The organism is Streptomyces sp. NPDC048734, assembly GCF_043198675.1.
Lineage (GTDB): Bacteria > Actinomycetota > Actinomycetes > Streptomycetales > Streptomycetaceae > Streptomyces.
In genome coordinates this window covers 18538-44414 of the sequence record NZ_JBICUZ010000009.1, presented here as the reverse complement: position 1 = coordinate 44414, position 25877 = coordinate 18538, and the positions used below count along the sequence as shown (strand labels likewise).

Sequence of the window (25877 nt, the reverse complement as noted above, 5' to 3'; positions counted from 1 at the left end):
CTCCCCGGTCGTCACCACACCGTCTGCGCGATCCACACCCCCGCGAAGGCGGCCCCGACGCCCGCCGCCACACTGGCGACGACGTTCGCGGCGGCGTGCAGTGCCGCTCCGGTCTCGGCCAGCCGCAGCGTCTCGTAGGAGAAGGTGGAGTAGGTGGTCAGGGCCCCGCAGAAGCCGGTGCCCAGGAGGAGCCGCAGGTGGGGGTCGGCCACCCCGGCGACACCGGCGCCGGTCACCAGGCCGAGGACGGCACAGCCGACGACGTTGACGACGAAGGTGCCCCAGGGGAACACCGAGTCGTGCCGGGCCTGCACCGCGCGGTCGGTCAGGTACCGCAGGGACGCCCCGGCCATGCCTCCGGCGACGACCAGCAGCCAGTTCACGACGACCTCTCACCCTTGCCGTCCGGTTCGCCCCGGTTCGGGCCGCGGCCGGCGTACCTGATGACCTCGCACGGGTCGAGGACGACGAGCCCTTCGGTGACCAGCTCGTCGAGCTGCGGCAGGAAGGCCCGCACGCGTTCCTCCGTGTCGACGACGACGACGGCGACCGGGAGGTCCTCGCTGAGGGAGAGCAGGCGCGAGGTGTGGATCAGCGAGGAGGCGCCGAAGCCCTCGATGCCGCGGAAGACGCTGGCACCCGCCAGGCCCGCCGCATGGGCCCGGTGCACGATCTCGGTGTAGAGGGGCTTGTGGTGCCAGGTGTCGTTCTCGCCGACGAAGACGGTCACGCGCAGGGCACTGCCGGTGAGCCTCGTCATCGCTGCCTCCGGATCAGCACGCGGCGCGTCGCGGTGGCCGCGAGCCACACCGCCGTGAGCGCCGTGAGGGGGGTCGCCGCCAGGTAGGCCAGCGCCGTACGGGGGTGCCCCGTGTCGAACAGGCGCTGGAGGTCGACGGCGTAGGTGGAGAAGGTGGTGAAACCGCCGAGCACGCCGGTGCCGAAGAAGGGACGTACGAGCCGGTGCACGGTCAGCGCCTCGGTGATCAGCACCAGGAACACGCCGATCACGGCGCAGCCGACGGCATTGACCCAGAAGGTCGTCCACGGGAACCCGCCGGCCGTCGAGGGCCACCACAGCGAGGCCGCGTAGCGGGCGGTGGCGCCCAGCCCGCCGCCGGCCGCGACCACGGCGACCGCCGGCAGCTGCCCCGCCCCGGCGGACCGGCGCGGGGCGCTGCTGCGGAGGCTCTCGGTCTCCGGGGCCGTCATGTCGTACGTCTCCCGCTTCGCTCCCCGGTCACCCCGGCTCGCGGGGTGATCACGGCTGGTCAACAGGGTAACGCCGAATCGTTCGGCGCCGACGGCGTCCGGTAGGCGGCCGAGGGGCCTGCGCGGGCCGCCTACCAGCCCTTGTCGAACATGCGGACCACTTCGGCGATGCGCATCTCGTCGCGCCGGTAGCAGGCGCGGCGCCCGATCCGCCTGGCGCGCAGCAGGCCCAGGTCGGCGAGGTGGCTGTCCGCCGGCCCGCGGTGCACGCCCAGTCTCGCCACCACGGAGTCCGCCGTGACGCCGTCCTCGACGAGGTCGGCGCGTCGTTGCGGCGGGAAGTGCCGTGCCGGTTCCTTCAGCCGTTCCAGGATGCGCAGACGCCGTTCGCTCGCGGGAGTCCTCGGCACCGTCCTCCCCTCCGTCCTACGGGCCGGGGCCCTCGTGGCGCGTCGTTCCACTGTTCCGCGGTCGGGGCCGCCGTGTCCCGCGCTCCACGGCCCTTGGCCGGGATCGAACACCCTGGCCGGGCGAGGGAGTCGCGCGACGGGACGGGAACGCGCGGGGCCCGGCCGCCGGGTCGCGGCCGGGCCCCGCCGTCACGGGGTGGGGTGATCGCGGGTCAGCGGTGGCCGAACCACGCCATCGAGGACAGCGCCCGGTCGTCGTAGCCGAACAGGGCCTGGTTCTCCCAGCCGTTGCCGGAAGCGGCGTCGGCCGGGTCCCAGCCGTTGCCGTCGACGGCGGTCCAGGTCGCCTCCCAGTAGAAGACGCCGAGCCCGCGGCCGTTCGGGACGGCCTCCACGATGTCGGCCACGGAGTTCATCCAGGCCAGCTGTCCGGCCGCGGTCGCCGGGTAGCCGGAGACCAGTTCGCCCGGCAGGTCGATGATGTTCTCGTGCGCGTCCTCGCTGTCGAGGCGGAACGGGTAGGCCGTCTCGGCGACGAAGACCGGCTTGCCGTAGCGGGAGGCCGCGTCGTCCAGCGTGGTCTGGAAGTCGACCAGGGTGCCGTGCCAGTAGCCGTAGTAGGACAGGCCGATGGCGTCGAACTTCACGCCGTGGGAGACCGCGCTGTCGAACCACCAGCGGGTGCCGGCCAGGTCACCGCCCTTGGCGAGGTGCAGGGCGACCGGGGTGGACGAGTTGACCGCCTTGACGGCGTCGTAGCCCGAGTTGAGCAGTCCGGCGAGCTGGCCCCAGTTGTCGGTGGAGCCCTCGCTCCACAGCATGCCGCCGTTGATCTCGTTGCCCACCTGGACCATGTCGGCGGTGGTGCCCTGGGCCTTCAGCGCGTTGAGGACGTCATAGGTGTGGTTGTACACGTCCGTCCTGAGCCGGCTGTACGAATGACCCGCCCAGGCGCTGGGCTTGGTCTGGGCTCCCGGGTCGGCCCAGGTGTCGGAGTAGTGGAAGTCGACCAGGAGCTTCTGGCCGGCCGCCTTGACCCGCTTGGCCGTGGCGAGCACGCGCGCCTTGTTGTTGTAGCCGTCGGCGGGGTTCACCCACACCTTCAGGCGCGCGTAGTTCATGCCGGCGTTCTTCAGGACGGTGACCGGGTCGGCGGTCGTGCCCGAAGCGGTCCTGTACACGCCGCCCTTGGCCTCGCTCTTGGCGAGGGACGATATGTCGGCGCCCTTGATCGCCAGTCCGGTGGTGCCGGACGTGAAGGTCAGGTCGTCGACATTGATCCAGTTGCCGGCGTTCGCGTCACTGTTGACGCTGATCGTGCACTGGTTGTTCGTCACCTTGACCGGGACGACGATGCGGATCCACCCGCTCGCCGAGACCGGCAGGTCGGTGCGCTGCTCGGCGCCGCCGCAGTTCTTCAGGGCTATGTGGGCCGACTTCTGGCCGCCGCCGGAGCGCACCCAGGCGGTGAGCTTGTAGGCGCCGTTGGCCAGCCCCGACAGGTACTGGTAGGTCTCCACCTTGTAGGCGGTGGACGCCCAGTGGCTGAGGCGGTGGCCGCCGCCGTGTCCGCCGGACTCGGTGAACGAGGCGCCGGTGTCGCCGTACTCGGACCAGCCGCCGGGGACGGCCGCCCCGGCGCCGTCGGCCTCGAAGCCGGCGTTGGTGAGCGTGGCGGCCGCCTGCGCGGTCTGCGCCGGCAGGGCGGTGAGCGCGAGCCCCGCGGTGAGCGGGAGCAGCAGGGCTCTGAGCGTGCGTCTGGGATGGAACATCTTCGTCCGTCGTCCCTTCGACGTGGTGGGGGTGGTTCTCCCTCGGGGTGAGGGACCCCCCCTCCGCCCGCGGCTCGCGGCTCCACGGGCGGAGGGGGAGTCGGTTCAGCCGTCGAGTCGCAGGACCCGTACGGCTCCCGCCGGTACCGCGAGGCGGCCGGCGGCGCGTTCGCCCGTGAGCAGCTCGGTGCCGGACGCCTCCAGCGGCACCTTGGCGTCGGTGGCGGTGTGGTTGATCGCGAAGAGGTAGCTGCCCCTCTCGCCGGAGCGGCGCACGACCTCGACGTCACGGGGCAGGTCGGCGCGCGGGGCGACGCGGGCGTCCTCGGCGGCCCGGCCCAGCAGGGCGTCCAGGCCCTCGGCGCCGAGCCGGGTGGAGACGTACCAGGCGGTGCCCTCGCCGAGGCGGTGCCGGGTGACGGCCGGACGGCCGGCGGTGAGGCCGTCGGCGTAGGTCCAGACGGTCTCGGCGCCGCGCGGCTCGACGAACTCGGTCCACACGTCGCCGCTCAGCTCCGCCCCGTCCGGGCCGGTGATCCGGACGCGCTCCCCCTGGAGCAGCGGGGAGAACTCCTCGACGGTGAGGCCGAGGACGTCGCGCAGCGCGCCCGGGTAGGAGCCCTCGTGCACGGCGTCGTGCTGGTCGACGATGCCGGAGAAGTACGACACGACGAGCGTGCCGCCGCCTTCGACGTACTCCCGGAGGTTGTTCCCGGCCGCTTCCGTCATCAGGTACAGGGCGGGCACCACGACCAGCGGGTATCGCGAGAGGTCGGCCTCGGGGTGGGCGAAGTCGACGGTGAGGTGCCGGTCGTAGAGGGCCTCGTAGAAGGCGTCGGCGCGCTCGCGCGCGTCGTGGTCCTCGCTGGGGCGCCAGTCGAGGTTCTGCGCCCACCACGAGTGCCAGTCCCACAGGACGGCGACGTCGGCCTCGGTGCGGGTGCCCCTGATCGGGTTCAGGGAGTCGAGAGCGGCTCCGAGTTCGACGACCTCGCGCCACACGCGGGTGTCGGTGCCGCCGTGCGGGACCATCGAGGAGTGGAACTTCTCGGCGCCGCGCCGGGACTGCCGCCACTGGAAGAACATGGCGCCCTCGGAGCCGCGGGCCACGTGGCCGAGGGAGTTGCGGGCCATCTGGCCGGGGGCCTTGGCCGGGTTGCGGGGCTGCCAGTTGACGCCCGAGGTGGAGTGCTCCAGGAGGATCCAGGGGGCGCCGCCGGCGACGGAGCGGGTGAGGTCGGCGGCCATCGCCAGGTTGACGTGGGTGCGGCGGCCGTCGGTGATGAGGTAGTGGTCGTTGGTGACGATGTCGACCTCGCGGCCCCAGGCCCAGTAGTCGATCGAGTCGCACTGGCTGAGCGCGGTCATGAAGTTGGTGGTGACGGGGACGCCGGGCGCGATGCGGTGCAGGATGTCGCGTTCCCTACAAAAGTTCTCGCGCAGGGTGGCGTCGGCGAAGCGCCGGTAGTCGAGCGCCTGGCCGGGGTTGCCGACGGTGGGGGTGGTGCGCGGCGGGTTGATGTCGCCGAAGGCCGCGTAGCGCTGGCCCCAGAAGGCGGTGCCCCAGGCCTCGTTGACCGCGTCGACGGTGCCGTACGTCGTCTCCAGCCAGCGGCGGAAGTGCGCGGCGCAGGACTCGCAGTAGCAGGCCGAGACGGGGACGCCGTACTCGTTGTGGACGTGCCACATCGCGAGCGCCGGGTGGTCGCCGTAGCGCTCGGCGAGCCGGGTGGCGATGTTCGCCGCGGCCGCGCGGTAGTCGGCGTTGCTGTGGCAGATCGCTCCGCGCGAGCCGAACTCGTGGCGGACGCCGTCGGCGGTGACGGGCAGGGCCTCGGGGTGCGCGCGGTAGAACCAGACGGGCGGGGCCACGGTGGGCGTGCCCAGGTCGACGCGGATGCCGTTGTCGTGCAGCAGGCCGATGATCCGGTCGAGCCAGCCGAAGTCGTACTCCCCCGGCGCGGGTTCCAGGAGCGCCCAGGAGAAGATCCCGACGCTCACCATGGTGACGCCGGCCTCGCGCATGAGCCGGACGTCCTCCTGCCAGACGCTTTCCGGCCACTGCTCGGGGTTGTAGTCCCCACCGAAGGCGAGCCTGGTGAGGCCCTTGGGGGTGGTCTCCGGCATGGATTTCTCCCGATTGATCGATCATTTGGGAACGTGCACACACGGTTTTGGTGGCGTGAGCCCAACATAACCGCACAGCAACAACCATTGACAAGTGTCCGGGATGTTTCTCTACTGTGAACGCTCACAGAAGCATGGCAGGGCCTCGCGACGGGCGAGGACACCGGTTCATGTGACGCATGGCAGGTTCCCGCAGCAGGCGGGAACCCCGGTCAGGGGAGAAACCCATGCCCAACACCCAGCGCCGGCGGCTCTTCAAGGTCGCAGCGTCCGCCGTCGCCGTCGCGCTCGGCGCCACCGCACTCGCCGCCTGCGGGTCGTCCGACGACGACGAGGCCCGGTCGGGGCCGGTCTCGCTCACGTACTGGACGTGGACGCCCGGCATGGACAAGGTCGTGGACCTGTGGAACAAGGGGCCGGGCAAGAAGGAGCAGATCACCGTCACGGTGAAGAAGCAGGCCTCCGGCGACACCCTGGTCACCAAGATCCTCACCGCACACAAGGCGGGCAAGGCCCCCGACCTGGTCCAGGCCGAGTACCAGGCGCTGCCGACGCTGGTCAGCAACGACGCGCTGGCGGACATAGCGAAGAACGTCGGCGACGCGAAGAGCAAGTTCGCCGACGGCGTCTGGCAGCAGACGACGCTGGGCACGGACGCGGTCTACGCGGTGCCGCAGGACATCGGCCCGATGATGTTCTACTACCGCGCGGACCTGTTCGAGAAGTACGGCCTGACCGTCCCCACCACCTGGGAGCAGTTCGCCGAGACCGCCCGCGCGCTGAAGAAGAAGGCCCCCGGCACGGACCTGACCACCTTCTCGGCCAACGACTCCGGACTCTTCGCGGGCCTCGCCCAGCAGGCCGGCGCCAAGTGGTGGACCACCGCCGGCGACAAGTGGCAGGTCGGCATCGACGACGCGGCCACCAAGAAGGTCGCCGACTTCTGGGGCGGCCTCGTCAAGGAGGGCGCCGTCGACAACCAGCCGATGTACACCCCGGCCTGGAACAAGGCGCTCAACACCGGCAAGCAGATCGCCTGGGTCAGCGCCGTGTGGGCGCCGGGCACCCTGGCCACCGCCGCCCCGGACACCAAGGGCAAGTGGGCCATGGCCCCGCTCCCCCAGTGGTCGCAGACCGACGACGTCACCGGCAGCTGGGGCGGTTCCTCCACCGCCGTCACCACGGACTCCGGGAACAAGGAGGCCGCCGCGAAGTTCGCCGCCTGGCTGAACACCGACGGTGACGCGCTCAACGCGCTGGCCAAGGAGAGCGGCATCTACCCGGCCTCCAGCTCCGCCCAGCTCAGCGGCGCCTTCATCAACCCGCCGGAGTACTTCTCGAACCAGGCGGACTTCTACACCACCGCCGCGAAGATCGCGAAGACCACGGCTCCCTCGGCCTGGGGCCCGAACGTGAACGTCGCCTACACGACCTTCAAGGACGCCTTCGGCGCCGCCGCGAAGAACAGGTCGGACTTCTCCGCCGCCCTGGACAAGATGCAGGCGGACACCGTCGCCGACATGAAGAAGCAGGGCTTCGAGGTCTCCGAGTGACCAGCGCACGCCGGACGTCGTACGGGGTCGAGGAGGCCCCGTACGTCCCCCCGTCTCACGCCACCACCCGCGATCGGACGCGTAGCGCCCCCTACCTCTTCCTCGTCCCCGCGACCGTCCTCTTCGCCCTGTTCTTCGCCCTGCCCATCGGCTACGCGCTCTGGCTCAGCTTCCACAAGGTGAAGGTGTCCGGCCTCGGCCTGGGCTCCGGCGCCCGCAAGGAGGTCTGGGCCGGCCTGGAGAACTACACCGACGCCTTCACCGACAGCGAGCTGCTGGACGGCACGCTGCGCGTCCTCGGCTACGGATGCATCGTCGTCCCGGTGATGCTGGGCCTCGCCCTGGTCTTCGCGCTGATGCTCGACTCCGACAGGGTGCGGCTGGCCCCGTTCACCCGCCTCGCGATCTTCCTGCCGTACGCCATCCCCGGCGTCGTGGCGGCGCTGCTGTGGGGCTTCCTGTACCTGCCGGACGTCAGCCCGTTCTACTTCGTGCTGGACCGGCTCGGCCTGCCGCAGCCGGACCTGCTGGACGGCGGCCCGCTGTACCTCGCCCTGTCGAACATCGCGGTGTGGGGCGGCACCGGCTTCAACATGATCGTCATCTACACCTCGCTCCAGGCCATCCCGGCCGAGGTGTACGAGGCGGCCAAGCTGGACGGCGCCACCCCGCTGCAGATCGCGCTCAGGATCAAGATCCCGATGGTGGCGCCCTCGCTGGTGCTGACCTTCTTCTTCTCGATCATCGCCACGCTCCAGGTGTTCAACGAGCCGACGACCCTCAAGCCGCTCACCAACTCCGTTTCCACGACGTGGAGTCCGCTGATGAAGGTGTACCGGGACGCGTTCGGCACCGGTGACATCCACGCGGCGGCCGCCCAGGCCGTGATCATCGCCGTCGCCACGCTGCTGCTGTCCTTCGGCTTCCTGCGGGCCGCGAACCGTCGCAACAAGCAGGGGGCAGCCCAGTGAGTTCTCTCGCCGTCCACAAGGCCCCGGCGGCGGCCGGCACCACGGGCACCGACCGCGGCCGCCCGCCGCTGCGCCGCCGTATCGCCCTGGTCCCCACGATCACGCTGCTGCTGGGCGCGCTGTACTGCCTGCTGCCGGTGGCGTGGGTGGTGATCGCGTCCACCAAGTCGGGCAGCGAACTCTTCTCCACCTTCACGTTCCTGCCGGGCAGTGGCTTCACCGACAACATCGAGGACCTGAACGCCTACCGCGACGGCGTCTACTGGAAGTGGATGGGCAACTCCGCCCTCTACGCCGGTCTCGGCGCCCTGCTGTCGACGTGCGTGTCCGCGTTCAGCGGCTACGCGCTGGCGACGTACCGCTTCCGCGGCCGCGAGACGATGTTCAACGTCCTGCTGGCAGGCGTGCTGATGCCGCCGATCATCCTGGCCGTCCCGCAGTACCTGCTGCTGGCCAAGGTCGACCTCACGGACTCCTACTGGTCCGTGCTGCTGCCGCAGATCCTCTCCCCCTACGGCGTCTACCTCTCGCGCATCTACGCGGCCGCGGCCGTGCCGGGCGACGTGGTGGAGGCCGGCCGGATGGACGGGGCGAGCGAGTGGCGGATCTTCACCCGGATCGCGCTGCCGATGATGATCCCCGGCATGGTGACGGTGTTCCTGTTCCAGTTCGTCGCCGTGTGGAACAACTTCCTGCTGCCGTACATCATGCTCAGCGACGACGAGAAGTTCCCGATCACGCTCGGGCTGTTCACGCTGCTGGAGCAGGGCGCCAGCAGCCCGGCCCTGTACACCCTGGTGATCACCGGCGCGTTCCTCGCGGTGCTTCCGCTGGTGGCGCTGTTCCTGGCCATCCAGCGGTTCTGGAGCCTGGACCTGCTGTCCGGGGCCGTAAAGTCATGACCATGAGCAGCACCGGGGGCAGGCGCAGGCCGCCGACCATCCACGACGTGGCGCGCGAGGCGGGGGTCTCACGAGGGACCGTCTCGCGCGTGCTCAACGGCGGCCACTACGTCAGTCCGACCGCCCAGGAGGCGGTCAACGCCGCCATCCGCAGGACGGGTTACGTCGTGAACCGGCACGCCCGCTCCCTGATCACGGGCCGCTCCGACTCCGTCGGCTTCCTGCTGACGGAGCCTCAGGAGCGGTTCTTCGAGGACCCCAACTTCAACGTGCTGCTGCGGGGTTGCACCCAGGCACTGGCCGCGCACGACGTCCCCCTGCTGCTGATGCTGGCCGGGACCGACGACGAGCGGCGGCGCATCACCCGGTACATCACCGCCGGGCACGTCGACGGGGTGCTGCTGGTGTCCAGCCACTCCGGGGACCCGATCGCCACCGAACTGCGGGAGGCGGGCGTGCCGCTCGTCGCCTGCGGCAAGCCGATCGGGATCGGGTCGAAGGTCAGCTACGTGGCCGCCGACGACCGCGACGGCGCCCGGGACATGGTGCGCCACCTGCTCGACCGGGGCCGGCGCCGGATCGGTGTGGTCACGGGCCCGCTGGACACCCCCGGCGGTGTGGAGCGGCTCGCCGGATACCGGGAGGTGCTCACCGAGGCGGGCATCGGGATCGACGAGCGGCTGGTCGTGTCCGGGGACTACAGCCGGGCGAGCGGTGAGGCGGGCGCCGAGCGGCTGCTGGCGCAGGCCCCCGACCTGGACGCGGTGTTCGTCGCGTCCGACCTGATGGCACAGGGGGTGCTGGCCGCGCTGCGGCAGGCGGGCCGCCGGGTGCCGGAGGACGTCGCGGTCGGCGGCTTCGACGACTCCCCCGCGGCCACCTCCTCCGTCCCCGCGCTCACCACGATCCGCCAGCCCTGGGACCGGATCAGCAGCGAGATGGTCCGCGTCCTCCTCGCGCAGATCGGCGGCGAGGACCCGGCCGCTGTCATCCTTCCGACGGAACTGGTCACACGCGAGTCGACGTGAGGGCGGACGGGGCCGGGGGACGGCGGGACCGGAGGGCGCACCTGGCGGGGGCCTCGCGGAGCCGGCCCACCCGGGTGCCGTAACGGTGGCGGGCGGCGGCTGGGGCGTGCGCGTGCCCCGGAGGACCGGCGGGGGAGCCGGGCACGGGTCCGTGCGTGCCGCGGCCGGCCGCCGACCGGCCGGGATCGCAGAAGCGCCCGGTACGGTCCTCGCCTGACGTGGGACCACCGACGGCGTCCGTCGGTCCCCACCTCGGCGAGGAGCGCGCACGGTGAAGACCGGCTTGCGGACCGTCATCCCCCCGTCAAGGACCTCGACCGGGCGAAGGCCCTGTTCCGGGCGCTGCTCGAGGTCGAACCCCACCCCGACGAGAGCTACCGCGTCGGTTTCGGGTCGGCGGGGCAGGCCGTCGGGCTCGACCCCAACGGCCGCGCCAAGGGCATGACCGGCCCCGTGCCGTACTGGCAGGTCGCCGACATCCGGACACGGAGGCGCCGGTGGAGGCGGAGGTGCTCCAGGACGTGCGGGACGTCGGCGGCGGCAGGCTGATCGCCTTCGTGAAGGACGCCGAGGGGAACCTCGTCGGGATGCCCCAGGACCCGGCGGCCTCCTGAGTCCTTCTCCCGCCTCCCGCGCGGTCCGCGATTCCCTTGCACCCGCACTAGTTGCACCGTAAATAAAATGGGTTCCCGGTGTTACCGTGCAGGTATGGCAGCGGAGACGGCCGGAACGGACCTCGAGGACCGGTGGCGGGACATTCTGTCGGTGCACGCGCGGACGACGTGCGAGATCGACCGCGTACTGCATCCCCACGGCCTCGGGGCGAGCGACTTCGAGGTGCTCGACATCCTGGCCGCCGAGGCGCCCCGGCCGGGCGACCACTGCCGGGTGCAGAACCTCGTCGGGCGCGTCCATCTGAGCCAGAGCGCGCTCTCGCGCCTCATAGGGCGGCTGGAGAAGGACGGCCTGGTGGAGCGTTCCGTCTGCACGGAGGACCGGCGCGGGGTGTGGGTCGCCCTCACCCCGAAGGGCCGGGCCCTGCACGACGAGGTGCTGCCGCTCCAGCGCGCGGTGCTGACCCGCATGCTGGCCGGCTGAGCCCGGCGCGGCGGGCGGGTGCGGCACCCCGGGGCCGACGGCCGTGTGACGACCGGGTTCAGCGGGCCAGCAGGGTGCGCACCCCTTCCGAGGTGAGGGTCAGCGGGTGGTCGCCCGCGGCGTCGATGGAGAGGGACAGCTCGCCCTCCGGCCACTGGTGGGCCAGTGCTCCGAGGGGCACCAGGCGGTAGCGGTCCACCCCCGGGAGCAGGTCGACCATCTCGGGTTCGGAGGTGAAGACCGGGACGACGGGCGTCGTGCCCGGCTGCTCCAGGACGGGCAGGGCCAGCATGCTGGGATTGGTCACGTCCTCGTCGGCGGCGTCCTCGGGCACCGGTACCAGGACCTCGCAGTGCGCGAGGGTGTCCAGCGCGGTCGTGTCGCCGGTGTCCCTGGCCAGCGCGTCCAGCGCCCGCGCGGCGGCGGTGTCGTGGGCGGGTGTCTCCATGGCAACTCCCCGGGTAGCGGTGGTTGGCGGGTCCGGCCACGCGTACCCCGTCCACCGGCGGGCAATCGGTTATTCGGCCACCTGCCTCACCCTGCCCGCCGTCCGCCTCGTCCCGCCCGCCGTCCGCCTCACGCCACGGGACGCCGCCTCCGCACCGCGCGACACTTCTCCCACGGCGCGCGGTGCCGCCCTCGCGGCGCGCTGTGCCGCCCCTACGGCGTGTGACGCCGGGCCGACTCGTTCTCCTGGGCCATGCGGCGCAGCGCCATCAGGGCGGGTTCCAGCAGGACGGTCAGCAGCAGGGCCCGTTCGGCGGTCTCCAACGGGTCGGTGAGGCCGTCGAGCTGGTCGAGGTCGAGGACGGCGATCCGTTCCGCGAGCCGGGCGTAGGCCAGCAGGGTGTGCCGGTCCACCGACACGCCGAGCGAGTGCAGCGAGGTCAGGGCCTCGGCGAGGGTGGCGCGGGCGGGCGCCGCCTCGTGCACGCGCCAGCCCAGCTCCTCGACGAGCGCCCCGACCTCACCGGCCGCCGGGTCCTGTGCGGGGGAATCGCCGGACAGTGACACGGAGCCCAGGGTGAGGCCGAGCAGGGCGTGGGTGTCGCCGGTGTGCGCCGTCAGCGCGTCCAGCACCTCGCGGGTGGTGGTGACGGACAGCCCCCGCACACCGGTCAGCGCCCGGATCAGGCACAGGCGGCGCAGATGCTGGTCGTCGTACTCGGCCTGGGTCGCGGAGGTCTGCCGGCCGGGCGGGAGGAGGCCCTCGCGGAGGTAGTACTTGATCGTCGTGACGGAGACGCCGCTGCGGCGGCTCAGCTCGGACATGCGCATCGGGACGGCTCCGCTCTGGAAATTGGATACCTCCACTGTCTAACATGGATAGTGAAGGTATCCAATGGCTTCGCCATGGATCCCTCCCCCTGTCCCGCCTGCCTCACGGAAGGGCACAGCCATGCCCACCCTGCCCTGGACCACGGTCGACGAGCCCGCCCCCGGCGCCGAGGCCTTCGTCATGGCCTCCCGCTTCGAGGTCCGCTCCCTCAAGGACGTCCCGCGCTTCTTCCTGAATTCCCTCGGCGCGTGGAGGCAGGTCACCCGCGCGCCGGGCGCGTACGGTGCCTCGCTCGTCGCCCAGCCCTTCAAACGCACCTTCTGGACCCTGTCGGCCTGGGAGAGCGAGGAGGCCCTGTACCGGTACGCGCGCACCGAGCCGCACCGGTCGGTCATGACCGGGCTTCGCTCCACGACGAAGGCTTCGGCGTTCACGTTCTGGCGGGTCCCGGCCGCCGGACTGCCCGTCGACTGGGCGGACGCCCGCCGCCGGCTCGCCGAGCAGGGACGCGCCGGCGCCTGAGACCCCGGCCGACCCCTCCCGGGAAGGGGGCCCGCCACGACCGCGCCCCGCCCGTCCTCGACGGGGCCCCTGCCGCCGCCCCGTCGAGGGCCGGCGACGCGTGCCGCTCGGACACCCGAAGGCGCGGCCCGGGCCCCCGGAAAGCGGGCGGCGGGACACCTCCGGCGACCTGCGCACACCTGAGCGGGGGGCCGCTTGAATGATCGAAGGAGGAGGTGGTTAGCATATGAGCGCCACCTAGCTCGAAAGAGAATCCTGTGACTGTCAACGACGACTCGTTCACCAACTGGAAGAACCGCGAGGAGATCGCGGAGTCGATGATCCCGATGATCGGGAAACTCCACCGGGAGCGGGACGTCACCGTCCTGCTGCACAGCCGCTCCCTGGTGAACAAGTCGGTGGTGAGCATCCTCAAGACCCACCGCTTCGCCCGGCAGATCGCCGGTGAGGAACTCTCGGTCACGGAGACCCTGCCGTTCCTGCAGGCCCTCACCGCGCTCGACCTCGGCCCGTCGCAGATCGACATCGGCCTGCTCGCCGAGCACTACCGGGCGGACGACCACGGTCTGTCGGTGCCGGAGTTCACCGCCGAGGCCGTCGCCGGTGCCACCGGCGCCCACAAGATCGAACGCCGGGAGCCGCGCGACGTCGTGCTGTACGGCTTCGGCCGCATCGGCCGCCTCGTCGCCCGCCTGCTCATCGAGAAGTCCGGGTCCGGCAACGGCCTGCGGCTGCGCGCCGTCGTGGTACGCGGGGGCGGCGAGCAGGACCTCGTCAAGCGGGCGTCGCTGCTGCGCCGCGACTCCGTGCACGGACAGTTCCAGGGCACGATCACCGTCGACGAGGACAACAGCACCATCGTCGCCAACGGCAACGAGATCAAGGTGATCTACGCCGACGACCCGAGCGAGGTCGACTACACGGCCTACGGCATCACCGACGCCATCCTCATCGACAACACGGGCAAGTGGCGCGACCGCGAGGGGCTGTCGAAGCACCTGCGTCCCGGCATCGACAAGGTCGTGCTGACCGCGCCCGGCAAGGGCGACGTCCCCAACATCGTGCACGGCGTCAACCACGACACGGTCAAGCCGGACGAGCGGATCCTGTCCTGCGCGTCCTGCACCACCAACGCGATCGTCCCGCCGCTGAAGGCGATGGCGGACGAGTACGGCGTGCTGCGCGGCCACGTGGAGACCGTCCACTCGTTCACCAACGACCAGAACCTGCTGGACAACTACCACAAGTCCGATCGCCGGGGCCGCTCCGCGCCGCTCAACATGGTCATCACCGAGACGGGTGCCGCCTCCGCCGTCGCCAAGGCCCTGCCCGACCTCGGCGCGCGGATCACCGGCAGCTCGATCCGGGTACCGGTGCCGGACGTGTCGATCGCGATCCTCAACCTCCAGCTGGCCCGCGAGGCCGGCCGCGAGGAGGTCCTCGACTACCTGCGGGACGTCTCGCTGACCTCGCCGCTGAAGCGCCAGATCGACTTCATCAGCGCCCCCGACGCGGTCTCCAGCGACTTCATCGGCTCGCGCCACGCCTCGATCGTCGACGCCGGCGCCCTGAAGGTGGAGGGCGACAACGCGATCCTCTACCTCTGGTACGACAACGAGTTCGGCTACTCCTGCCAGGTCGTCCGCGTCGTCCAGCACGTGTCGGGCGTCGAGTACCCGACGTTCCCGGCGCCGCGCGCCTGACCGGCGGTCCGGCCCGGTTCCGCCGGGCCGGACACGTCGTGCGTCTCAGCCCGAGACCGTCTCCGGGCGGCCGGGCTCGGCCCACCGCGTGTGGAAGGCGCCGGGGCGGTCGGTACGGCCGTAGGTGTGCGCGCCGAAGTAGTCGCGCTGGCCCTGGAGCAGGGCCGCGGGGAGCCGGCCGGCGCGCAGGGTGTCGTAGTGCGCGAGGGCGGCGGAGAACGCGGGGACCGGAATGCCCCGGCGGGCCGCGGAGGCCACCGTCTCGCGCCAGGGCACCTGGGCGTCGGTGATCTCCATCGCAAACTCCATCTCCCCGAGCAGACTGACCAGTTCGGGGTCGGCGGTGTACGCGGTGCGGATGCGGTCCAGGAACGAGGCGCGGATGATGCAGCCGCCGCGCCAGATCCGGGCGACCGCGCCCAGGTCGATCTTCCAGCCGTACTCGCCCGCCGCGTCCTGGATCATCTTCCAGCCCTGGTCGTAGGCGATGACCTTGGAGGCGTACAGGGCGTGCTCCACCTGCGAGGCGAAGCGCGCGGCCTCCGTGCGGCTGATCACGGGGGTGGTGCCGCCGGGCAGTCCGGAGTACGCGGCGCGCAGGTCGGCCTGGCCGGAGGCGGCACGGGCGAAGGTGGCCTGGGCGATGGCGGTGACCGGCGAGCCGAGGTCGAGGGCGGTCTGCACGGTCCAGCGGCCGGTGCCCTTCTGCCCGGCCGCGTCGGTCACGATGTCCACGAACGGCGCTCCGGTGGCCTCGTCGGTGTGGGCGAGGACCTCCGCGGTGATCTCGATGAGGTAGGAACCGAGCCGCCCCTGGTTCCAGCCGCGGAAGATGTCGGAGATCTCGGCCGGGGTGTACCCGGCGACCTGGCGCAGCAGGTCGTAGGCCTCCGCGATGAGCTGCATGTCGGCGTACTCGATGCCGTTGTGGACCATCTTGACGAAGTGCCCGGCGCCGTCTGTGCCGACGTGCGCGGCGCAGGGCTCGCCGCCGACCCGCGCGCTGACCGCCTCGAACATCGGCCCGAGCACGTCGTACGACTCGGCCGAGCCGCCGACCATGATCGACGGCCCGTCGAGGGCGCCCTCCTCGCCGCCGGAGACGCCGGTGCCGACGAAGTGCAGGCCACGCGCGCGCAGGGCCTCCTCGCGGCGGCGGGTGTCGGCGAAGTGGGCGTTGCCCCCGTCGATGATCATGTCGCCGGGCTCCAGGAGCGGGGCGAACTCGTCGATGACGGCGTCCGTGACGGCACCCGCCTGCACCATGATCATCAGTCGGCGGGGTCGTTCGAGCGCGGCGACGAACTCCCGCGCCGTCTCCGCCGCGACGAACGCGCCCTCGTGGCCGAACTGCTCGACGAGCGCACGGGTGCGGCCGGCGGTGCGGTTGTGGACGGCGACGGTGTACCCGTTGCGGGCGAAGTTCCGCGCGAGGTTGCGGCCCATCACACCGAGACCGGTGACACCGATGGCGGCGGTTGCGTTCATGAGGCGAATTCCCTTGGATCGACTGGCTCTACTGACTCGACTGGCTCGGCTGGCTCGACGGTGATGCCGGGGGCGCACGGCCCCTCGTGCCCCAGATACGGCTGGGAGGCCGGATCGTCTCGATGGCGGAACCGGGGAACGCGCCGGCCGGCGGCCGCCCTCGTCGAAGTCCTGCCTCGCGGGCGCGTCCTCCGGGTCGCCGACCGGCTGGTGAACGCCTGGGGCGGACGGTTCACCGGTGGCCTGCCCGGGGCATGTTCGTCTCCGGGGCGCCCCTCGCCGTGCGGTGGCGTCCCTCCCGGGGCAGGCGACGGACAAGGGGGAGGACGCGGTGGGTTGGACGACGGAGGAGTTCGGGGAGTCCCACGAGGGCATCGCGGGCGCGGTCCTGGCCGACGGCAGCGAGCCCAAGCCGGTGTACCTGGACTTCGGCAGCAGCGCCGCCAGTGTGCTGGAGACCAGTGAGTGGTGGGCGTACGACGGAAGGCTCCGCCGCCCGAGAGCGGCCGGCTTCCGCGCGGCCTGCGCGTGCGGCTGGCGCGGCGAGACCCATCCGATCGACGGAGTGTGGACGGCCGACGGCCGGCTCCACGACCTGGACGTCTCCGCCGCGCGCAGTGACTGGAGGGTGCACATCCGTGCCGTCGAGCGCCGGACCGTGCCGCTTCCGGACCAGCTCACGTACCTGATCCACCAGTTGGAGGAGCAGCTGACCGCTCTGACCGAGCGGGCCCCGGTGGCCGCGCTCAAGGCCGTGACCACGCTGGAACGGCTACTGCCCGACATCGGGCAGGAGGCGGCCCAGGCGGTGCGCGACGACGAGCTGTCCTGGGCGTCCGTCGGCACGGCGCTGGGTGTCAGCCCGGACCGGGCCCGTTCCCTGCTCACCCGCTACCTGCTGCGCCACTGAGCCCGACGGCCACGGCCGGCGTACGGCCGAAGCCACGTCTTTCGCGAGCCCTCGGCCACGCCCTCACGCGGGGAGGGCGGGCCACGGTCTCGCAGGTCCCCTCCCCCGTACGTGGCTCGGACGGCCATCAGCGCGCGCAGATCCCTCCCCTGTCGGCGGCGGCCACCCGGTGGCTGACGGCGGGCCTGCCCGTCCTGCGGCGGCGCGCCCGCGTCCGCCCTGTACCAGCTGCGGGACACGAGCTGCAGGCCCTCTCGCCGAGCCGCACGGTCCACAGCTGGGACTTGCTGGGCCCCGGGCGGGCACTGATCGCCTGGGGACGGGGACGGGAGCGGGGGCGCGGGCGCGGGCGCGGGCGCGGAGGCGGGTGCGGGTACTCGCGAGTGGAGCCGAGAGCGGGTTCCGCCGGGGGCTGGTCAAGCGGGGACCGGTGAGGCCGTGACACCGTGACGCCGTGACGCCGGGGTTGGTGAAGCCGGAAGTCCCTGCCCCCGAGACCGTCCGGGAATCCGTGGCGCCGGAAACGGCGAAGCCCGGAGGCGCCGCGTCGCCGTACCCGCCCCTCGGCCGGGTGACGGTCCGTCACGGGGGCCGCACCAGGCCGGCGATGTGGGCGGTGACGGTGTCGAGGACGCCGGCCCAGACGGCTTCGTCCCCGAGGACCAGGTAGTCGAGGGTCAGCCCGTCGGTCATGGCGGCCAGGTAGCGGGCCAGGACGGGCACGCGCAGCCCGAGGTCCGTGCTCGCGCGCAACTGCTCGATGAGTTCGGCGTAGGTGTCGGCGTACAGCTCGTACTGGCGTCGTGCGAGATGCTCGAACCCCGGTCGGCGCAGGGCGTACTGGGTCAGTTCGTAGGTGAGCATGTGCTCGTCGGGATGGGCTCGGACGTGGTCCCAGTACGCCTGGAAGCCGGCCCGGACGGTCTCCTCCAGCGTGGCCCGCGGCCGGATCGCCTCCCGGACGACCCTGACGTAGTGGTCGGTGATCGCCGTGATGACGGACTCGACGAGGGCCTGCTTGGAGTCGAAGCAGTAGTGGAAGACGCTCAGGGACACGCCCGCCTCGGCGGCGATGGACCGGGTCGTCGTCCCGGCGACGCCGTCGCGGGCCATCGCCCGGATCGCCGCCTCGGTGAGCTGTCGGCGCCGTTCGGCCGACGGCATCCGCGCCATGTGCGTGTCCTTCGTGCTCGTGGCGGCCCGCCCGCGGGCAGGCGGGCGGGCCGGGGTGGGAGGTCAGCCGCTGTGCACGCCGACCTCGTGCAGCGAGTACCCCCACTGCGTGCCGCGTGCCAGGCCCTGCACCCGGACGTGGCGGGCGGGGGTGCCGGTGAAACGAGCCGTGTCCAGGCCGCCGTCACCGGAGGCCGTGGACCAGGCCGTCCGCCAGTTCTGGCCGTCGGTGGAGAGCTGGATCCGGTACGACTTGCCGTACGCGCGTTCCCAGTCGAGGGTCACGCGTCCGACCAGGTGCGTGGCGCCGAGGTCGATCTGCAGCCACTGGTCGTCGCTCCAGTAGCCGGCCCAGCGGGTGCCGGGGTCGCCGTCGACGGCGCGGCCCGCCGCGTAGCTGGTGAAGGGGCTCCACTCCTGCGAACTGGCCTTCGCGGCGGCGCCCTCGGCGAGGTTCACGTCCGCCCGGTGCGTCTCGGTGCCGCCCCAGGTGTCGAGGTAGGACTCGGCGCCGCGGAACAGGTCGTCGACCACGTCCTGGCCGCCGACCAGTCTGATGTCCTCGATCCAGTCGGGGACCATGCCGTAGTGGGCGGCTCCGTCGGTGTTGAGGTCCCAGGTGCGGTCGCCGGTGGTCTGCCGGTCGATGACGGACCCTCCGTCGACGCTGCGGAAGGGGTACGTCACCGGGTTGGAGGTGTTCGCGCCACGGGGGGCCGGCCAGCCGCCGACGCCGTTCATGTCGGTGCCGAAGCCGTAGCCGACGCCGTACTTGTCGCGCAGGGCGTCCGTGCGCTTCGCCTCCGCGCTGAACGCCTCGGAGCCGTGCATGTACTGGGCGACGAAGCCGCCGATGCCGTAGACCCGCTCGGTCCAGTCGAGGTCCATCCAGCTGTGCGAGGAGAGCACGCCGGGGTAGGAGGCGGACTCGAAGATGTCGAGGACGCGGCCGGTGGCCTTGACGCTCATGTGGTCGACCTCGAGCATCATTTTGCGTTTCATCATGCCGCGCACGGCGTACTCGCCGAGGGCGCTGAGCCCGCGGACGTTGCACCGGGCGTTCTCGTCGTAGGCGGGGACCTCGACGCCGGCCGGCAGGTCCTTCTCCGCCCCGGAGGCCGCGGCGCCGATGGGGTTGTCGTGCTGCGGGCCGGTGCACTTCTCCGTCTTCCAGAAGGTGCCCGTGGACAGGAACTGCCCGACGTTGATGGCGGTTCCGAGGCCGCCCTCGTCGAAGCGGACGCCGCACAGCGCGTTGTCGAACTTGTGGCACAGGAACATGCTGCGCACGCCGAGCGCGTACAGCTCGTCCAGGCCCTTGTCGATGTCCTCCTCGTCGCACTGCGCGATGTCGAGGACCTGCTTGCAGCCGAACGGCTCCGAGGTCTCGACGCCGAGGACCACCGCGAGTTTGCCCTGCGCGATCACCTGGCGGGCCTGGGCGCTGTCGGTGACGATCCGGAACCAGCCCTTGCCGGCGCCGCCGTACATCGTGTCGACGTAGGCCTGGAGGTCGTACGTCAGCTTCGCCTGGAGGCGGATCGACGTCATCTCGTCGCAACTGCGGTCCTTGAAGAAGTACACCGAGCAGATCACGCCGTTGGTGACGAGGTCGTTGACGAGCACCCGCTGGCCGCCGCGCCAGGCCCGCTCCACCCAGGCGTAGTAGTTCTGCTGGTGGGTCAGCGAGTCGTGCGCCGGCCAGTCCTCGAAGGTGGGCCAGCCGACCGGGTCGTGCTTGCCGTCGCCGCCCCTGGTGATGTAGTCGAAGATCGCGAGGGAGCCGTCGGGGTAGTGCTCGGGACAGTCCTTGAGCGCGTCGGCGACACCCGCCTCGGAGAAGACCTTGCCGCAGATGAGGCGTCCACCGAAGGCCTCGTTGGCGAACAGGTGGTCGTGCGCGTCGACGAAGCCGCGCACCTCCCCCTGCGCGTTCGTCCCGGTGAACGGTTCCCCGGTGACGTCGATCCCGGAGTCGGGGGCGGACCGGGCGGCCGGGTTCCACCAGTCGGCCCCGGCCGCCGAACTCGGCGTCGGGCCGAAGGTCGTGGAGAGCACGAGCAGGAGCAACGACACGACGGTGATCCGCCGGTGTCTGCGGTACGGGCGGCCGGTACTGGTCACTGCCCACGTCCCTCGGTCGGCGGGAGCGCGCGGTGACGAGCCGGGGGACGCCGGGGGTCCGGGGACGCCCGGAACGCTCACGGAATTGTCATGACCGCGCAAGAGATGCGATGAGGATCGCCACCGGCGGGTCATGAGTCAAGGGTCCGGGACGACCGACCTGACGGGGCGGGCGGAGCGGAGCCGGCGCGCCGCACGCGGAGCGGGCGTCACGGAACGGCCGCGCCGCACGCGGAGCGCGGCGTCGTGAAACGCGGCGTCGTGAAACGCGGCGTCGTGAAGCCGAGTCGTTCGAAGAGGTGAACTGGTGTGCATGCCGTGGCCGTTGGGACGTACGTTGTGCGGTGAAACCTGCACGCCTCGGCTGAAAGACGGACGCCACCCATGAGCGACTCAGCGACGACGCCCGGATCGTCTGTGCACCAGAAGATCGACACCTCGGTGCCGCACTCGGCCCGGATCTGGAACTACTGGCTCGGCGGGAAGGACAACTACCCCGTGGACGAGGAGGCCGGCGACGCCTACACCGCCGTCTTCCCCGGCATCGTCACCATCGCCCGCAGCAGTCGGGCCTTCCTGCGCCGCAACATCACGTACCTGGTGTCCGAGGCGGGGATCCGGCAGTTCCTGGACATCGGCACCGGCCTGCCGACCGCCGAGAACACCCACGAGGTCGCCCAGCGGATCGCCCCCGAGGCCCGGATCGTCTACGTCGACAACGACCCGATGGTCCTGGCGCACGCCCGCGCCCTGCTCTACTCCACCCCCGAGGGCGCGACCGCCTACATCGACGCCGACGTCCTCGACCCGGACCGCATCCTGGCGGCGGCGGCCGAGACGCTGGACCTCAGCCGGCCCACCGCCCTCATCCTGAGCAACATCCTCGGTCACGTGGCCGACTACGACCGGGGGCGCGAGCTGGTGACCCGGCTCATGGGGGCCCTGCCGTCGGGCAGTTACCTCTCGATCAACGACGGCTCCCGAGGCGTCGACCCGGTCTTCGAGGCGGCCCAGGACGCCTACAACGCCAGCGGCGCCGTCCCGTACAACCTGCGGACCGTCGAGGAGATCACCTCGTTCTTCGACGGGCTGGAGCTGATCGAGCCCGGCGTGGTCTCCGTGCCCCTGTGGCGTCCGGCCCCCTCCGCGACCGCCCCGGAGATCATCGCCGAGCACGGAGGCCTCGCCCGCAAGCCGTGACCCGCCACGGTACCGGCGGCAGGGAGCCCGGGCGGGAGCACGAGCGCTGCCGTCCGGGAGCGGGCCGGGGCCTTCCCGCCCGCCGGCGACCGGGGATCAGGGATCAGGGATCAGGGATCAGGGATCAGCAGACATCGTGAACGGGGAAGCATCATGAGCGACAAGGCACGCAAGCTGTTCGAGGCACTCGACCTCGACGCCGACGGGACGCTGACCCGCGCGGAGGTGATCACCGCGCTGCGCACGAAAGGGCCCACCCTGGCCGCCGCCGGGGATCTGCCGCCCTGGGCGCTGGGGGACGCCGACGCCTCCTCCGCCCTGTTCGACGCGGCCGACCAGAACGGGGACGCGGTGCTCAGCCTGGAGGAGTTCACGGCGGTCGTGGACCGCCGCTTCGGCTGGAGCTGACACCGGAGCCGGCGCCCGGCTCACGTGGTCGGGGGCGCCCGGTGGTGCGACGCTGGACGGGAGAGAGCTGCCCGAGACAGACCCGGACCCCGGGAGGCCCCATGGGACGGGACGTCCCGGCGATGGTCTTCACGCGCGAGGACCGGCGCCGGTACCGGATCAAGATGCAGGAGTGCCTCGACGCGTTCGCCCAGATGCTGCGCGAGACCCGGTTCGCGTCCGGGCGGCCCCGGGTCGGGCTGGAGATCGAGCTGAACCTCGTCGACGACGCGGCCGAGCCGGCGATGCGCAACGGCGACGTGCTGGAGGCGATCGCGGACCCGGCCTGGGACACCGAGCTGGGCCGGTTCAACCTCGAGATCAACGTGCCGCCGCGCCGTCTGACGGAGGGCGGCCCCGACGCGTGGGAGTCCGAGATCCGTGCCGCGCTGAACCACGCCGACGAGCGGGCCAGGTCGGTCGGCGCACGGCTGATCATGATCGGTATCCTGCCGACGCTGCGCCAGGAGCACATCGGCGAGGCGGCGCTGTCGGAGAACCCCCGCTACCGGCTGCTCAACGACCAGGTGTTCGCGGCGCGGGGCGAGGACCTGCGCATCGAGGTGGACGGCGTCGACCGGCTGCGCACGTACGCGGACACGATCACCCCGGAGGCCGCGTGCACCAGCACCCAGTTCCACCTCCAGGTCCCCCCGGAGGAGTTCCCCGCGTACTGGAACGCGGCGCAGGCCATCGCCGGCGTGCAGATCGGGCTGGCCGCCAACGCGCCGTTCCTGTTCGGCAGGGAACTGTGGCACGAGACCCGGATCCCCCTGTTCGAGCAGGCCACCGACACCCGTCCGCAGGAGATCAAGGTGCAGGGGGTACGGCCCCGGGTGTGGTTCGGGGAGCGGTGGATCACCAGCGTCTTCGACCTGTTCGAGGAGAACCTGCGCTACTTCCCCGCGCTCCTGCCGCTGTGCGACGAGCAGGACCCGACGGAGACGCTGGAGCGCGGCGACGTCCCCGAGCTGGCCGAGCTGACCCTGCACAACGGCACCATCTACCGCTGGAACCGCCCGGTGTACGCGGTCGCCGACGGCACCCCGCACGTCAGGGTGGAGAACCGGGTACTGCCCGCCGGCCCGACCGTCGCCGACACCCTGGCCAACGGCGCCTTCTACTACGGTCTGACCCGCGCCCTGGTGGAGGAGGAACGGCCGGTGTGGTCCCGGATGTCCTTCGCGGCCGCCGAGGAGAACCTGCACACGGCGGCCCGGCACGGCATCGAGGCGGCCCTGTACTGGCCGGGGATGGGCGAGGTGCCGGTGCCCGAGCTGGTCCTGCGCCGGCTGCTGCCGCTGGCGCACCGGGGGCTGGAGCTGACCGGGATGAACGCGGCCTGGCGGGAGCCCCTGCTCGGCGTCATCGAGCAGCGGTGCGTCACGGCCCGTAACGGCGCGGTCTGGCAGAAGGAGATGTTCCATCACCTGGCCGCCTCCCCCGGTGTCGGACGCGACGAGGCATTGCGGCGCATGACACGGCAGTACATCGACTACATGCATCTCAACGCCCCGGCGCACACCTGGCCGGTGGACTGACGGGAGAGCCGGTCGGCAGGCAGGCGCGCGGTGACGGCCCGGGGTCTCCCGCGACCACCGGAACGACACCCACACCGTGGAACCGACGGCGGTGCACGGCCTCGCGGTGGCCGAGACGGCCGACCTCACGGGTACGAGGGCGGAGCGGAGGACGGTTCTGGGGCACCCGGCCGTCGTCCACTCGGACCGTGCTCTCAGCCGGAAGGCCGATCGGGGCCCCCGGCCTGCACGTCCGGCATGTCGAACAGGTGTACGCCGACGCCGGCCAGGACCAGTCCCGCGGCGATGAGCAGGCCCTCGGCCAAGGCAACACCGGTGACCAGGGCGGTGACCCCGGACGCCAGCGTCCACCGGGCCCCGGTACGGCGGCGCCGGCGAGACCGCGCGGGTCGAGGATCGCCGGGCGGAAACCGTCCCTGAAGGACGGCCTGGCACTCGTCGTCGGACTGCGGCACGACGCTCCTCCCCTCCCAGGGCGATCCGGAGCGCGGCCCTTCCGGGTCCGGTCGTCCGCGGAGCGTCGGTCCGGCCCGCCGACGCCTTCCAGCGGCTCCCGTTCCGATGCCCAACTGGCTTATTTCCTCAGGAAGTAGGGGCAAACTCCACCACCGACAGGTATCGGCCGCCCGGCCCGGCCGGAACTACGGCGGCGGCGTGGCCGGCATCAGGGTCGACCCGACCGGTGTTCCGCCACGACCGGACCGACCACCGCGGCGGTGCGCCGCTCACCACGTGGCCCGGACCCTCGAGGCCTCGCCTCCCCAAGCATTGGCAGAACCCCGGAGGAAGCGGAAGTTTTGACTCCACTTTGAGCAACCGGTGATCAATCTGTGGCCTACACCCTTCTATGGTCACTCCGGGCTCGGTGATCTTCCGTCCCCGTCGGCCCGGCCCCGGGGACCACTCGTGCTTTTGTGGCACGCCCGTCCCCAACCCCCACCCGGACCCGGCGCCCATGCACTTCGGTTTCGAGGAATTCCATGCGTCTCCCGTCCCCTGCCGCCAAACTGCTCGCCGTCGCGGCACTTCCCCTGGCCCTGGTCGCGTGCTCCGCCGAGTCCGCGGGCTCCACCGGCGCGTCTCCCGCGGCCGGGTCACCGTCACAGGCCAAGGACCCCGACGCCGGTCTCCTGACGGGGGCACAGCTGAAGGAGGCACTGGCGCCCGCCTCGTACTTCCCCTCCGGCTTCGTCGCCGACCCGAGCCTCGCCCGCGACACCGGGGACACCTACCAGGCACCGGCCACCCACGACTCCGCCGAGCCGCACTGCGCCGACCTGGGGGCCACGAGCTGGATCAGCCTCACCGGGGTGGAAGGTGTCTCGTTCGCCCAGAACTCCTACATCAACCAGAGCACGTCCGCCGAACTCGACCAGGAGATCGACGTCTACCGCGGCACCACCGCCTCGGACGTGCTGAAGGGCCTGGCGGACGTGGTCGCCGCCTGCCCGACCTACCCGGACTCCGACACCCACAGCACGGTGACGGTGACCGGTGCCGCCACGCCCGGGCTCGGGGACGGGGCGTACACCATCACCCTCACCAACGACGCGTGGGAGAGCGGCACCACGCTGATCGCCGCCCGCGCGGGCACGGCCGTCGTCAGCGTGCTGTCCACCGACGGTGCCGACAACGGGGCCGCGAGCGCGAAGAAGCTGACGGCACAGGTCCTGTCCTCGCTGAAGAGCGGGAGCGGCACGGCCGGCCAGGGCTGACGCCGATCCCTCTCGGGGCGTCGCAGAAGGGCTCCACGGTCCGGGAGGTCCGGGCGGGGGTGACGTGACGGCCCCGGCGTGCCGGTCCCGCCGTTTCGGGGGGCCGGCGCGATCGCACCGCCTCCCGGCCCGGACGGCACCGGCCGCTCAGGACCGGCGCGCAAGCCGCGGTACGGCGGCCGGCACGAGCCATCCGGCCAGCGCGCCGACCGCGTACCAGAACAGGTCCGGTGCGTTGAAGGTCGAACCGAGGACCAGGCGGGCGGCGGTGCTGTGCCGGGAGAGCTCCGCCGGAAGCCCGCTGAGCTGAAGGAACTCGATCCCCCAGCTGACGGCCAGCGCGACGCCCCCGGCTCTCCGTGCCGTCACCCGCGGCGCCACCAGGACGACGAGGGCGACCAGCAGGAGCGTGTACAGGGCGTCCCCGCCGTACTTGGCCACGTCTCCCCCCGCCACGGCTCTGAGCCCCAGTCCCGCGCCGACGACCACCGCCGCGGACACGGCCGCCGCGAGACGCACGCGGTTCGTCTCGCTGTCGGTGCCCACGCAGGTTCTGGAAGCGTCCATACGGCCATCCTGCCGGATGTCCGACACCCGTCCGACGGCACCCACCGGGCGGACGGGTCGGGCCGTACGTCGAACACCCCGGACGTGTGCCCCCGGACATGCGCCTCCTGGGCCTGACGTCATCCCAGCTCGGCG

General features: G+C 71.8%; 24 protein-coding genes and 1 pseudogene. 13 read left to right on the top strand and 12 right to left on the bottom strand.

Going from position 1 to position 25877, the window contains the following annotated elements; translation table 11 throughout:
- Positions 1–11: 11 nt before the first annotated feature.
- The 6 genes from crcB to ACGFQC_RS23290 form a co-directional block, all read right to left on the bottom strand.
- Positions 12–383 (bottom strand): fluoride efflux transporter CrcB, encoded by a 372-nt coding sequence (crcB, locus tag ACGFQC_RS23315; RefSeq protein ID WP_363092671.1) that lies wholly within the window; start codon positions 381–383, stop codon positions 12–14.
- Positions 380–760, bottom strand: a complete 381-nt coding sequence (locus tag ACGFQC_RS23310; protein WP_363092672.1) for a DUF190 domain-containing protein — start codon at positions 758–760, stop codon at positions 380–382. The genes crcB and ACGFQC_RS23310 overlap by 4 nt, the downstream gene beginning before the upstream one ends.
- Positions 757–1212, bottom strand: a complete 456-nt coding sequence (locus ACGFQC_RS23305; RefSeq protein ID WP_363092673.1) for a CrcB family protein — start codon at positions 1210–1212, stop codon at positions 757–759. The genes ACGFQC_RS23310 and ACGFQC_RS23305 overlap by 4 nt, the downstream gene beginning before the upstream one ends.
- Positions 1213–1343: 131 nt before the next feature.
- On the bottom strand, positions 1344–1622 hold the full coding sequence (locus ACGFQC_RS23300) for an ArsR family transcriptional regulator (RefSeq protein ID WP_363092674.1): 279 nt from the start codon (positions 1620–1622) through the stop codon (positions 1344–1346).
- Between the two features lie 212 nt (positions 1623–1834).
- Positions 1835–3394 (bottom strand): arabinogalactan endo-1,4-beta-galactosidase, encoded by a 1560-nt coding sequence (locus ACGFQC_RS23295; protein ID WP_363092675.1) that lies wholly within the window; start codon positions 3392–3394, stop codon positions 1835–1837.
- A gap of 105 nt (positions 3395–3499) precedes the next feature.
- Positions 3500–5521, bottom strand: coding sequence for a beta-galactosidase (locus ACGFQC_RS23290; protein WP_363092676.1), 2022 nt, complete (start codon positions 5519–5521; stop codon positions 3500–3502).
- Between the two features lie 227 nt (positions 5522–5748).
- Here ACGFQC_RS23290 and ACGFQC_RS23285 point away from each other — a divergent pair, with 227 nt between their 5' ends.
- The 6 genes and pseudogenes from ACGFQC_RS23285 (at position 5749) to ACGFQC_RS23260 (ending at position 11073) form a co-directional block, all read left to right on the top strand.
- Entirely contained in the window at positions 5749–7074 is a 1326-nt protein-coding gene (locus ACGFQC_RS23285) for an extracellular solute-binding protein (RefSeq protein ID WP_363092677.1), read from the top strand.
- On the top strand, positions 7071–8045 hold the full coding sequence (locus ACGFQC_RS23280; RefSeq protein WP_363092678.1) for a sugar ABC transporter permease: 975 nt from the start codon (positions 7071–7073) through the stop codon (positions 8043–8045). The genes ACGFQC_RS23285 and ACGFQC_RS23280 overlap by 4 nt, the downstream gene beginning before the upstream one ends.
- The gene (locus ACGFQC_RS23275; RefSeq protein WP_363092679.1) at positions 8042–8947 is read left to right on the top strand and encodes a carbohydrate ABC transporter permease; all 906 of its coding nucleotides are present in this window, start codon (positions 8042–8044) and stop codon (positions 8945–8947) included. Before ACGFQC_RS23280 ends, ACGFQC_RS23275 begins: the two co-directional genes overlap by 4 nt.
- Positions 8944–9975 (top strand): LacI family DNA-binding transcriptional regulator, encoded by a 1032-nt coding sequence (locus tag ACGFQC_RS23270; RefSeq protein WP_363092680.1) that lies wholly within the window; start codon positions 8944–8946, stop codon positions 9973–9975. Before ACGFQC_RS23275 ends, ACGFQC_RS23270 begins: the two co-directional genes overlap by 4 nt.
- 271 nt (positions 9976–10246) lie before the next feature.
- Positions 10247–10589: pseudogene (locus ACGFQC_RS23265) on the top strand (VOC family protein).
- Positions 10590–10683: 94 nt separating this feature from the next.
- The gene (locus tag ACGFQC_RS23260) at positions 10684–11073 is read left to right on the top strand and encodes a MarR family transcriptional regulator (protein ID WP_363092681.1); all 390 of its coding nucleotides are present in this window, start codon (positions 10684–10686) and stop codon (positions 11071–11073) included.
- Between the two features lie 58 nt (positions 11074–11131).
- Here the strand turns inward: ACGFQC_RS23260 and ACGFQC_RS23255 are convergent, their stop codons facing one another.
- The gene (locus tag ACGFQC_RS23255; RefSeq protein WP_363092682.1) at positions 11132–11521 is read right to left on the bottom strand and encodes an SseB family protein; all 390 of its coding nucleotides are present in this window, start codon (positions 11519–11521) and stop codon (positions 11132–11134) included.
- A 212-nt stretch (positions 11522–11733) separates the two neighbouring features.
- Entirely contained in the window at positions 11734–12351 is a 618-nt protein-coding gene (locus ACGFQC_RS23250) for a MerR family transcriptional regulator (protein ID WP_363092683.1), read from the bottom strand.
- 121 nt (positions 12352–12472) lie between these two features.
- Between ACGFQC_RS23250 and ACGFQC_RS23245 the strand changes: the two genes are divergently transcribed.
- Positions 12473–12874, top strand: coding sequence for a DUF3291 domain-containing protein (locus ACGFQC_RS23245; RefSeq protein ID WP_363092684.1), 402 nt, complete (start codon positions 12473–12475; stop codon positions 12872–12874).
- Between the two features lie 257 nt (positions 12875–13131).
- Complete coding sequence (locus ACGFQC_RS23240) at positions 13132–14577, top strand: glyceraldehyde-3-phosphate dehydrogenase (RefSeq protein WP_363092685.1); 1446 nt, start codon at positions 13132–13134, stop codon at positions 14575–14577.
- A 45-nt stretch (positions 14578–14622) separates the two neighbouring features.
- Here ACGFQC_RS23240 and gndA read toward each other — a convergent pair whose 3' ends face one another.
- Entirely contained in the window at positions 14623–16065 is a 1443-nt protein-coding gene (gene gndA / locus ACGFQC_RS23235) for an NADP-dependent phosphogluconate dehydrogenase (protein ID WP_363092686.1), read from the bottom strand.
- 331 nt (positions 16066–16396) lie between these two features.
- Between gndA and ACGFQC_RS23230 the strand changes: the two genes are divergently transcribed.
- Positions 16397–16975, top strand: a complete 579-nt coding sequence (locus ACGFQC_RS23230; RefSeq protein WP_363092687.1) for a hypothetical protein — start codon at positions 16397–16399, stop codon at positions 16973–16975.
- 582 nt (positions 16976–17557) lie between these two features.
- Here the strand turns inward: ACGFQC_RS23230 and ACGFQC_RS23225 are convergent.
- Both ACGFQC_RS23225 and ACGFQC_RS23220 read right to left on the bottom strand, forming a co-directional pair.
- Entirely contained in the window at positions 17558–18148 is a 591-nt protein-coding gene (locus ACGFQC_RS23225) for a TetR/AcrR family transcriptional regulator (RefSeq protein WP_363092688.1), read from the bottom strand.
- A gap of 63 nt (positions 18149–18211) precedes the next feature.
- On the bottom strand, positions 18212–20272 hold the full coding sequence (locus tag ACGFQC_RS23220) for a discoidin domain-containing protein (RefSeq protein WP_363092689.1): 2061 nt from the start codon (positions 20270–20272) through the stop codon (positions 18212–18214).
- A gap of 384 nt (positions 20273–20656) precedes the next feature.
- On the opposite strand from ACGFQC_RS23220, the gene ACGFQC_RS23215 reads away from it, so the two are divergent.
- The 4 genes from ACGFQC_RS23215 (at position 20657) to ACGFQC_RS23200 (ending at position 25175) form a co-directional block, all read left to right on the top strand.
- Positions 20657–21472, top strand: a complete 816-nt coding sequence (locus ACGFQC_RS23215; RefSeq protein WP_363092690.1) for an SAM-dependent methyltransferase — start codon at positions 20657–20659, stop codon at positions 21470–21472.
- A 153-nt stretch (positions 21473–21625) separates the two neighbouring features.
- Positions 21626–21880 carry an EF-hand domain-containing protein gene (locus tag ACGFQC_RS23210; RefSeq protein ID WP_363092691.1) on the top strand — a complete coding sequence of 85 codons (255 nt, stop codon included), beginning with the start codon at positions 21626–21628 and terminating at the stop codon, positions 21878–21880.
- A gap of 101 nt (positions 21881–21981) precedes the next feature.
- Positions 21982–23460 carry a glutamate--cysteine ligase gene (locus ACGFQC_RS23205; protein ID WP_363092692.1) on the top strand — a complete coding sequence of 493 codons (1479 nt, stop codon included), beginning with the start codon at positions 21982–21984 and terminating at the stop codon, positions 23458–23460.
- Between the two features lie 980 nt (positions 23461–24440).
- Complete coding sequence (locus ACGFQC_RS23200) at positions 24441–25175, top strand: hypothetical protein (protein WP_363092693.1); 735 nt, start codon at positions 24441–24443, stop codon at positions 25173–25175.
- Between the two features lie 147 nt (positions 25176–25322).
- Here the strand turns inward: ACGFQC_RS23200 and ACGFQC_RS23195 are convergent, their stop codons facing one another.
- Positions 25323–25742: a DUF2809 domain-containing protein gene (locus ACGFQC_RS23195; RefSeq protein WP_363092694.1), complete on the bottom strand. Its 420-nt coding sequence runs from the start codon at positions 25740–25742 to the stop codon at positions 25323–25325.
- Positions 25743–25877: the final 135 nt, after the last annotated feature.

Coding starts and splice junctions, on each gene's coding strand:
- ACGFQC_RS23310 (WP_363092672.1), bottom strand. CDS start 760: ATGACGAGGCTCACCGGCAGTGCCCTGCGCGTGACCGTCTTCGTCGGC.
- ACGFQC_RS23305 (WP_363092673.1), bottom strand. CDS start 1,212: ATGACGGCCCCGGAGACCGAGAGCCTCCGCAGCAGCGCCCCGCGCCGG.
- ACGFQC_RS23295 (WP_363092675.1), bottom strand. CDS start 3,394: ATGTTCCATCCCAGACGCACGCTCAGAGCCCTGCTGCTCCCGCTCACC.
- ACGFQC_RS23290 (WP_363092676.1), bottom strand. CDS start 5,521: ATGCCGGAGACCACCCCCAAGGGCCTCACCAGGCTCGCCTTCGGTGGG.
- ACGFQC_RS23285 (WP_363092677.1), top strand. CDS start 5,749: ATGCCCAACACCCAGCGCCGGCGGCTCTTCAAGGTCGCAGCGTCCGCC.
- ACGFQC_RS23270 (WP_363092680.1), top strand. CDS start 8,944: ATGACCATGAGCAGCACCGGGGGCAGGCGCAGGCCGCCGACCATCCAC.
- ACGFQC_RS23260 (WP_363092681.1), top strand. CDS start 10,684: ATGGCAGCGGAGACGGCCGGAACGGACCTCGAGGACCGGTGGCGGGAC.
- ACGFQC_RS23255 (WP_363092682.1), bottom strand. CDS start 11,521: ATGGAGACACCCGCCCACGACACCGCCGCCGCGCGGGCGCTGGACGCG.
- ACGFQC_RS23250 (WP_363092683.1), bottom strand. CDS start 12,351: ATGCGCATGTCCGAGCTGAGCCGCCGCAGCGGCGTCTCCGTCACGACG.
- ACGFQC_RS23245 (WP_363092684.1), top strand. CDS start 12,473: ATGCCCACCCTGCCCTGGACCACGGTCGACGAGCCCGCCCCCGGCGCC.
- gndA (WP_363092686.1), bottom strand. CDS start 16,065: ATGAACGCAACCGCCGCCATCGGTGTCACCGGTCTCGGTGTGATGGGC.
- ACGFQC_RS23225 (WP_363092688.1), bottom strand. CDS start 18,148: ATGGCGCGGATGCCGTCGGCCGAACGGCGCCGACAGCTCACCGAGGCG.
- ACGFQC_RS23215 (WP_363092690.1), top strand. CDS start 20,657: ATGAGCGACTCAGCGACGACGCCCGGATCGTCTGTGCACCAGAAGATC.
- ACGFQC_RS23210 (WP_363092691.1), top strand. CDS start 21,626: ATGAGCGACAAGGCACGCAAGCTGTTCGAGGCACTCGACCTCGACGCC.
- ACGFQC_RS23205 (WP_363092692.1), top strand. CDS start 21,982: ATGGGACGGGACGTCCCGGCGATGGTCTTCACGCGCGAGGACCGGCGC.
- ACGFQC_RS23200 (WP_363092693.1), top strand. CDS start 24,441: ATGCGTCTCCCGTCCCCTGCCGCCAAACTGCTCGCCGTCGCGGCACTT.
- ACGFQC_RS23195 (WP_363092694.1), bottom strand. CDS start 25,742: ATGGACGCTTCCAGAACCTGCGTGGGCACCGACAGCGAGACGAACCGC.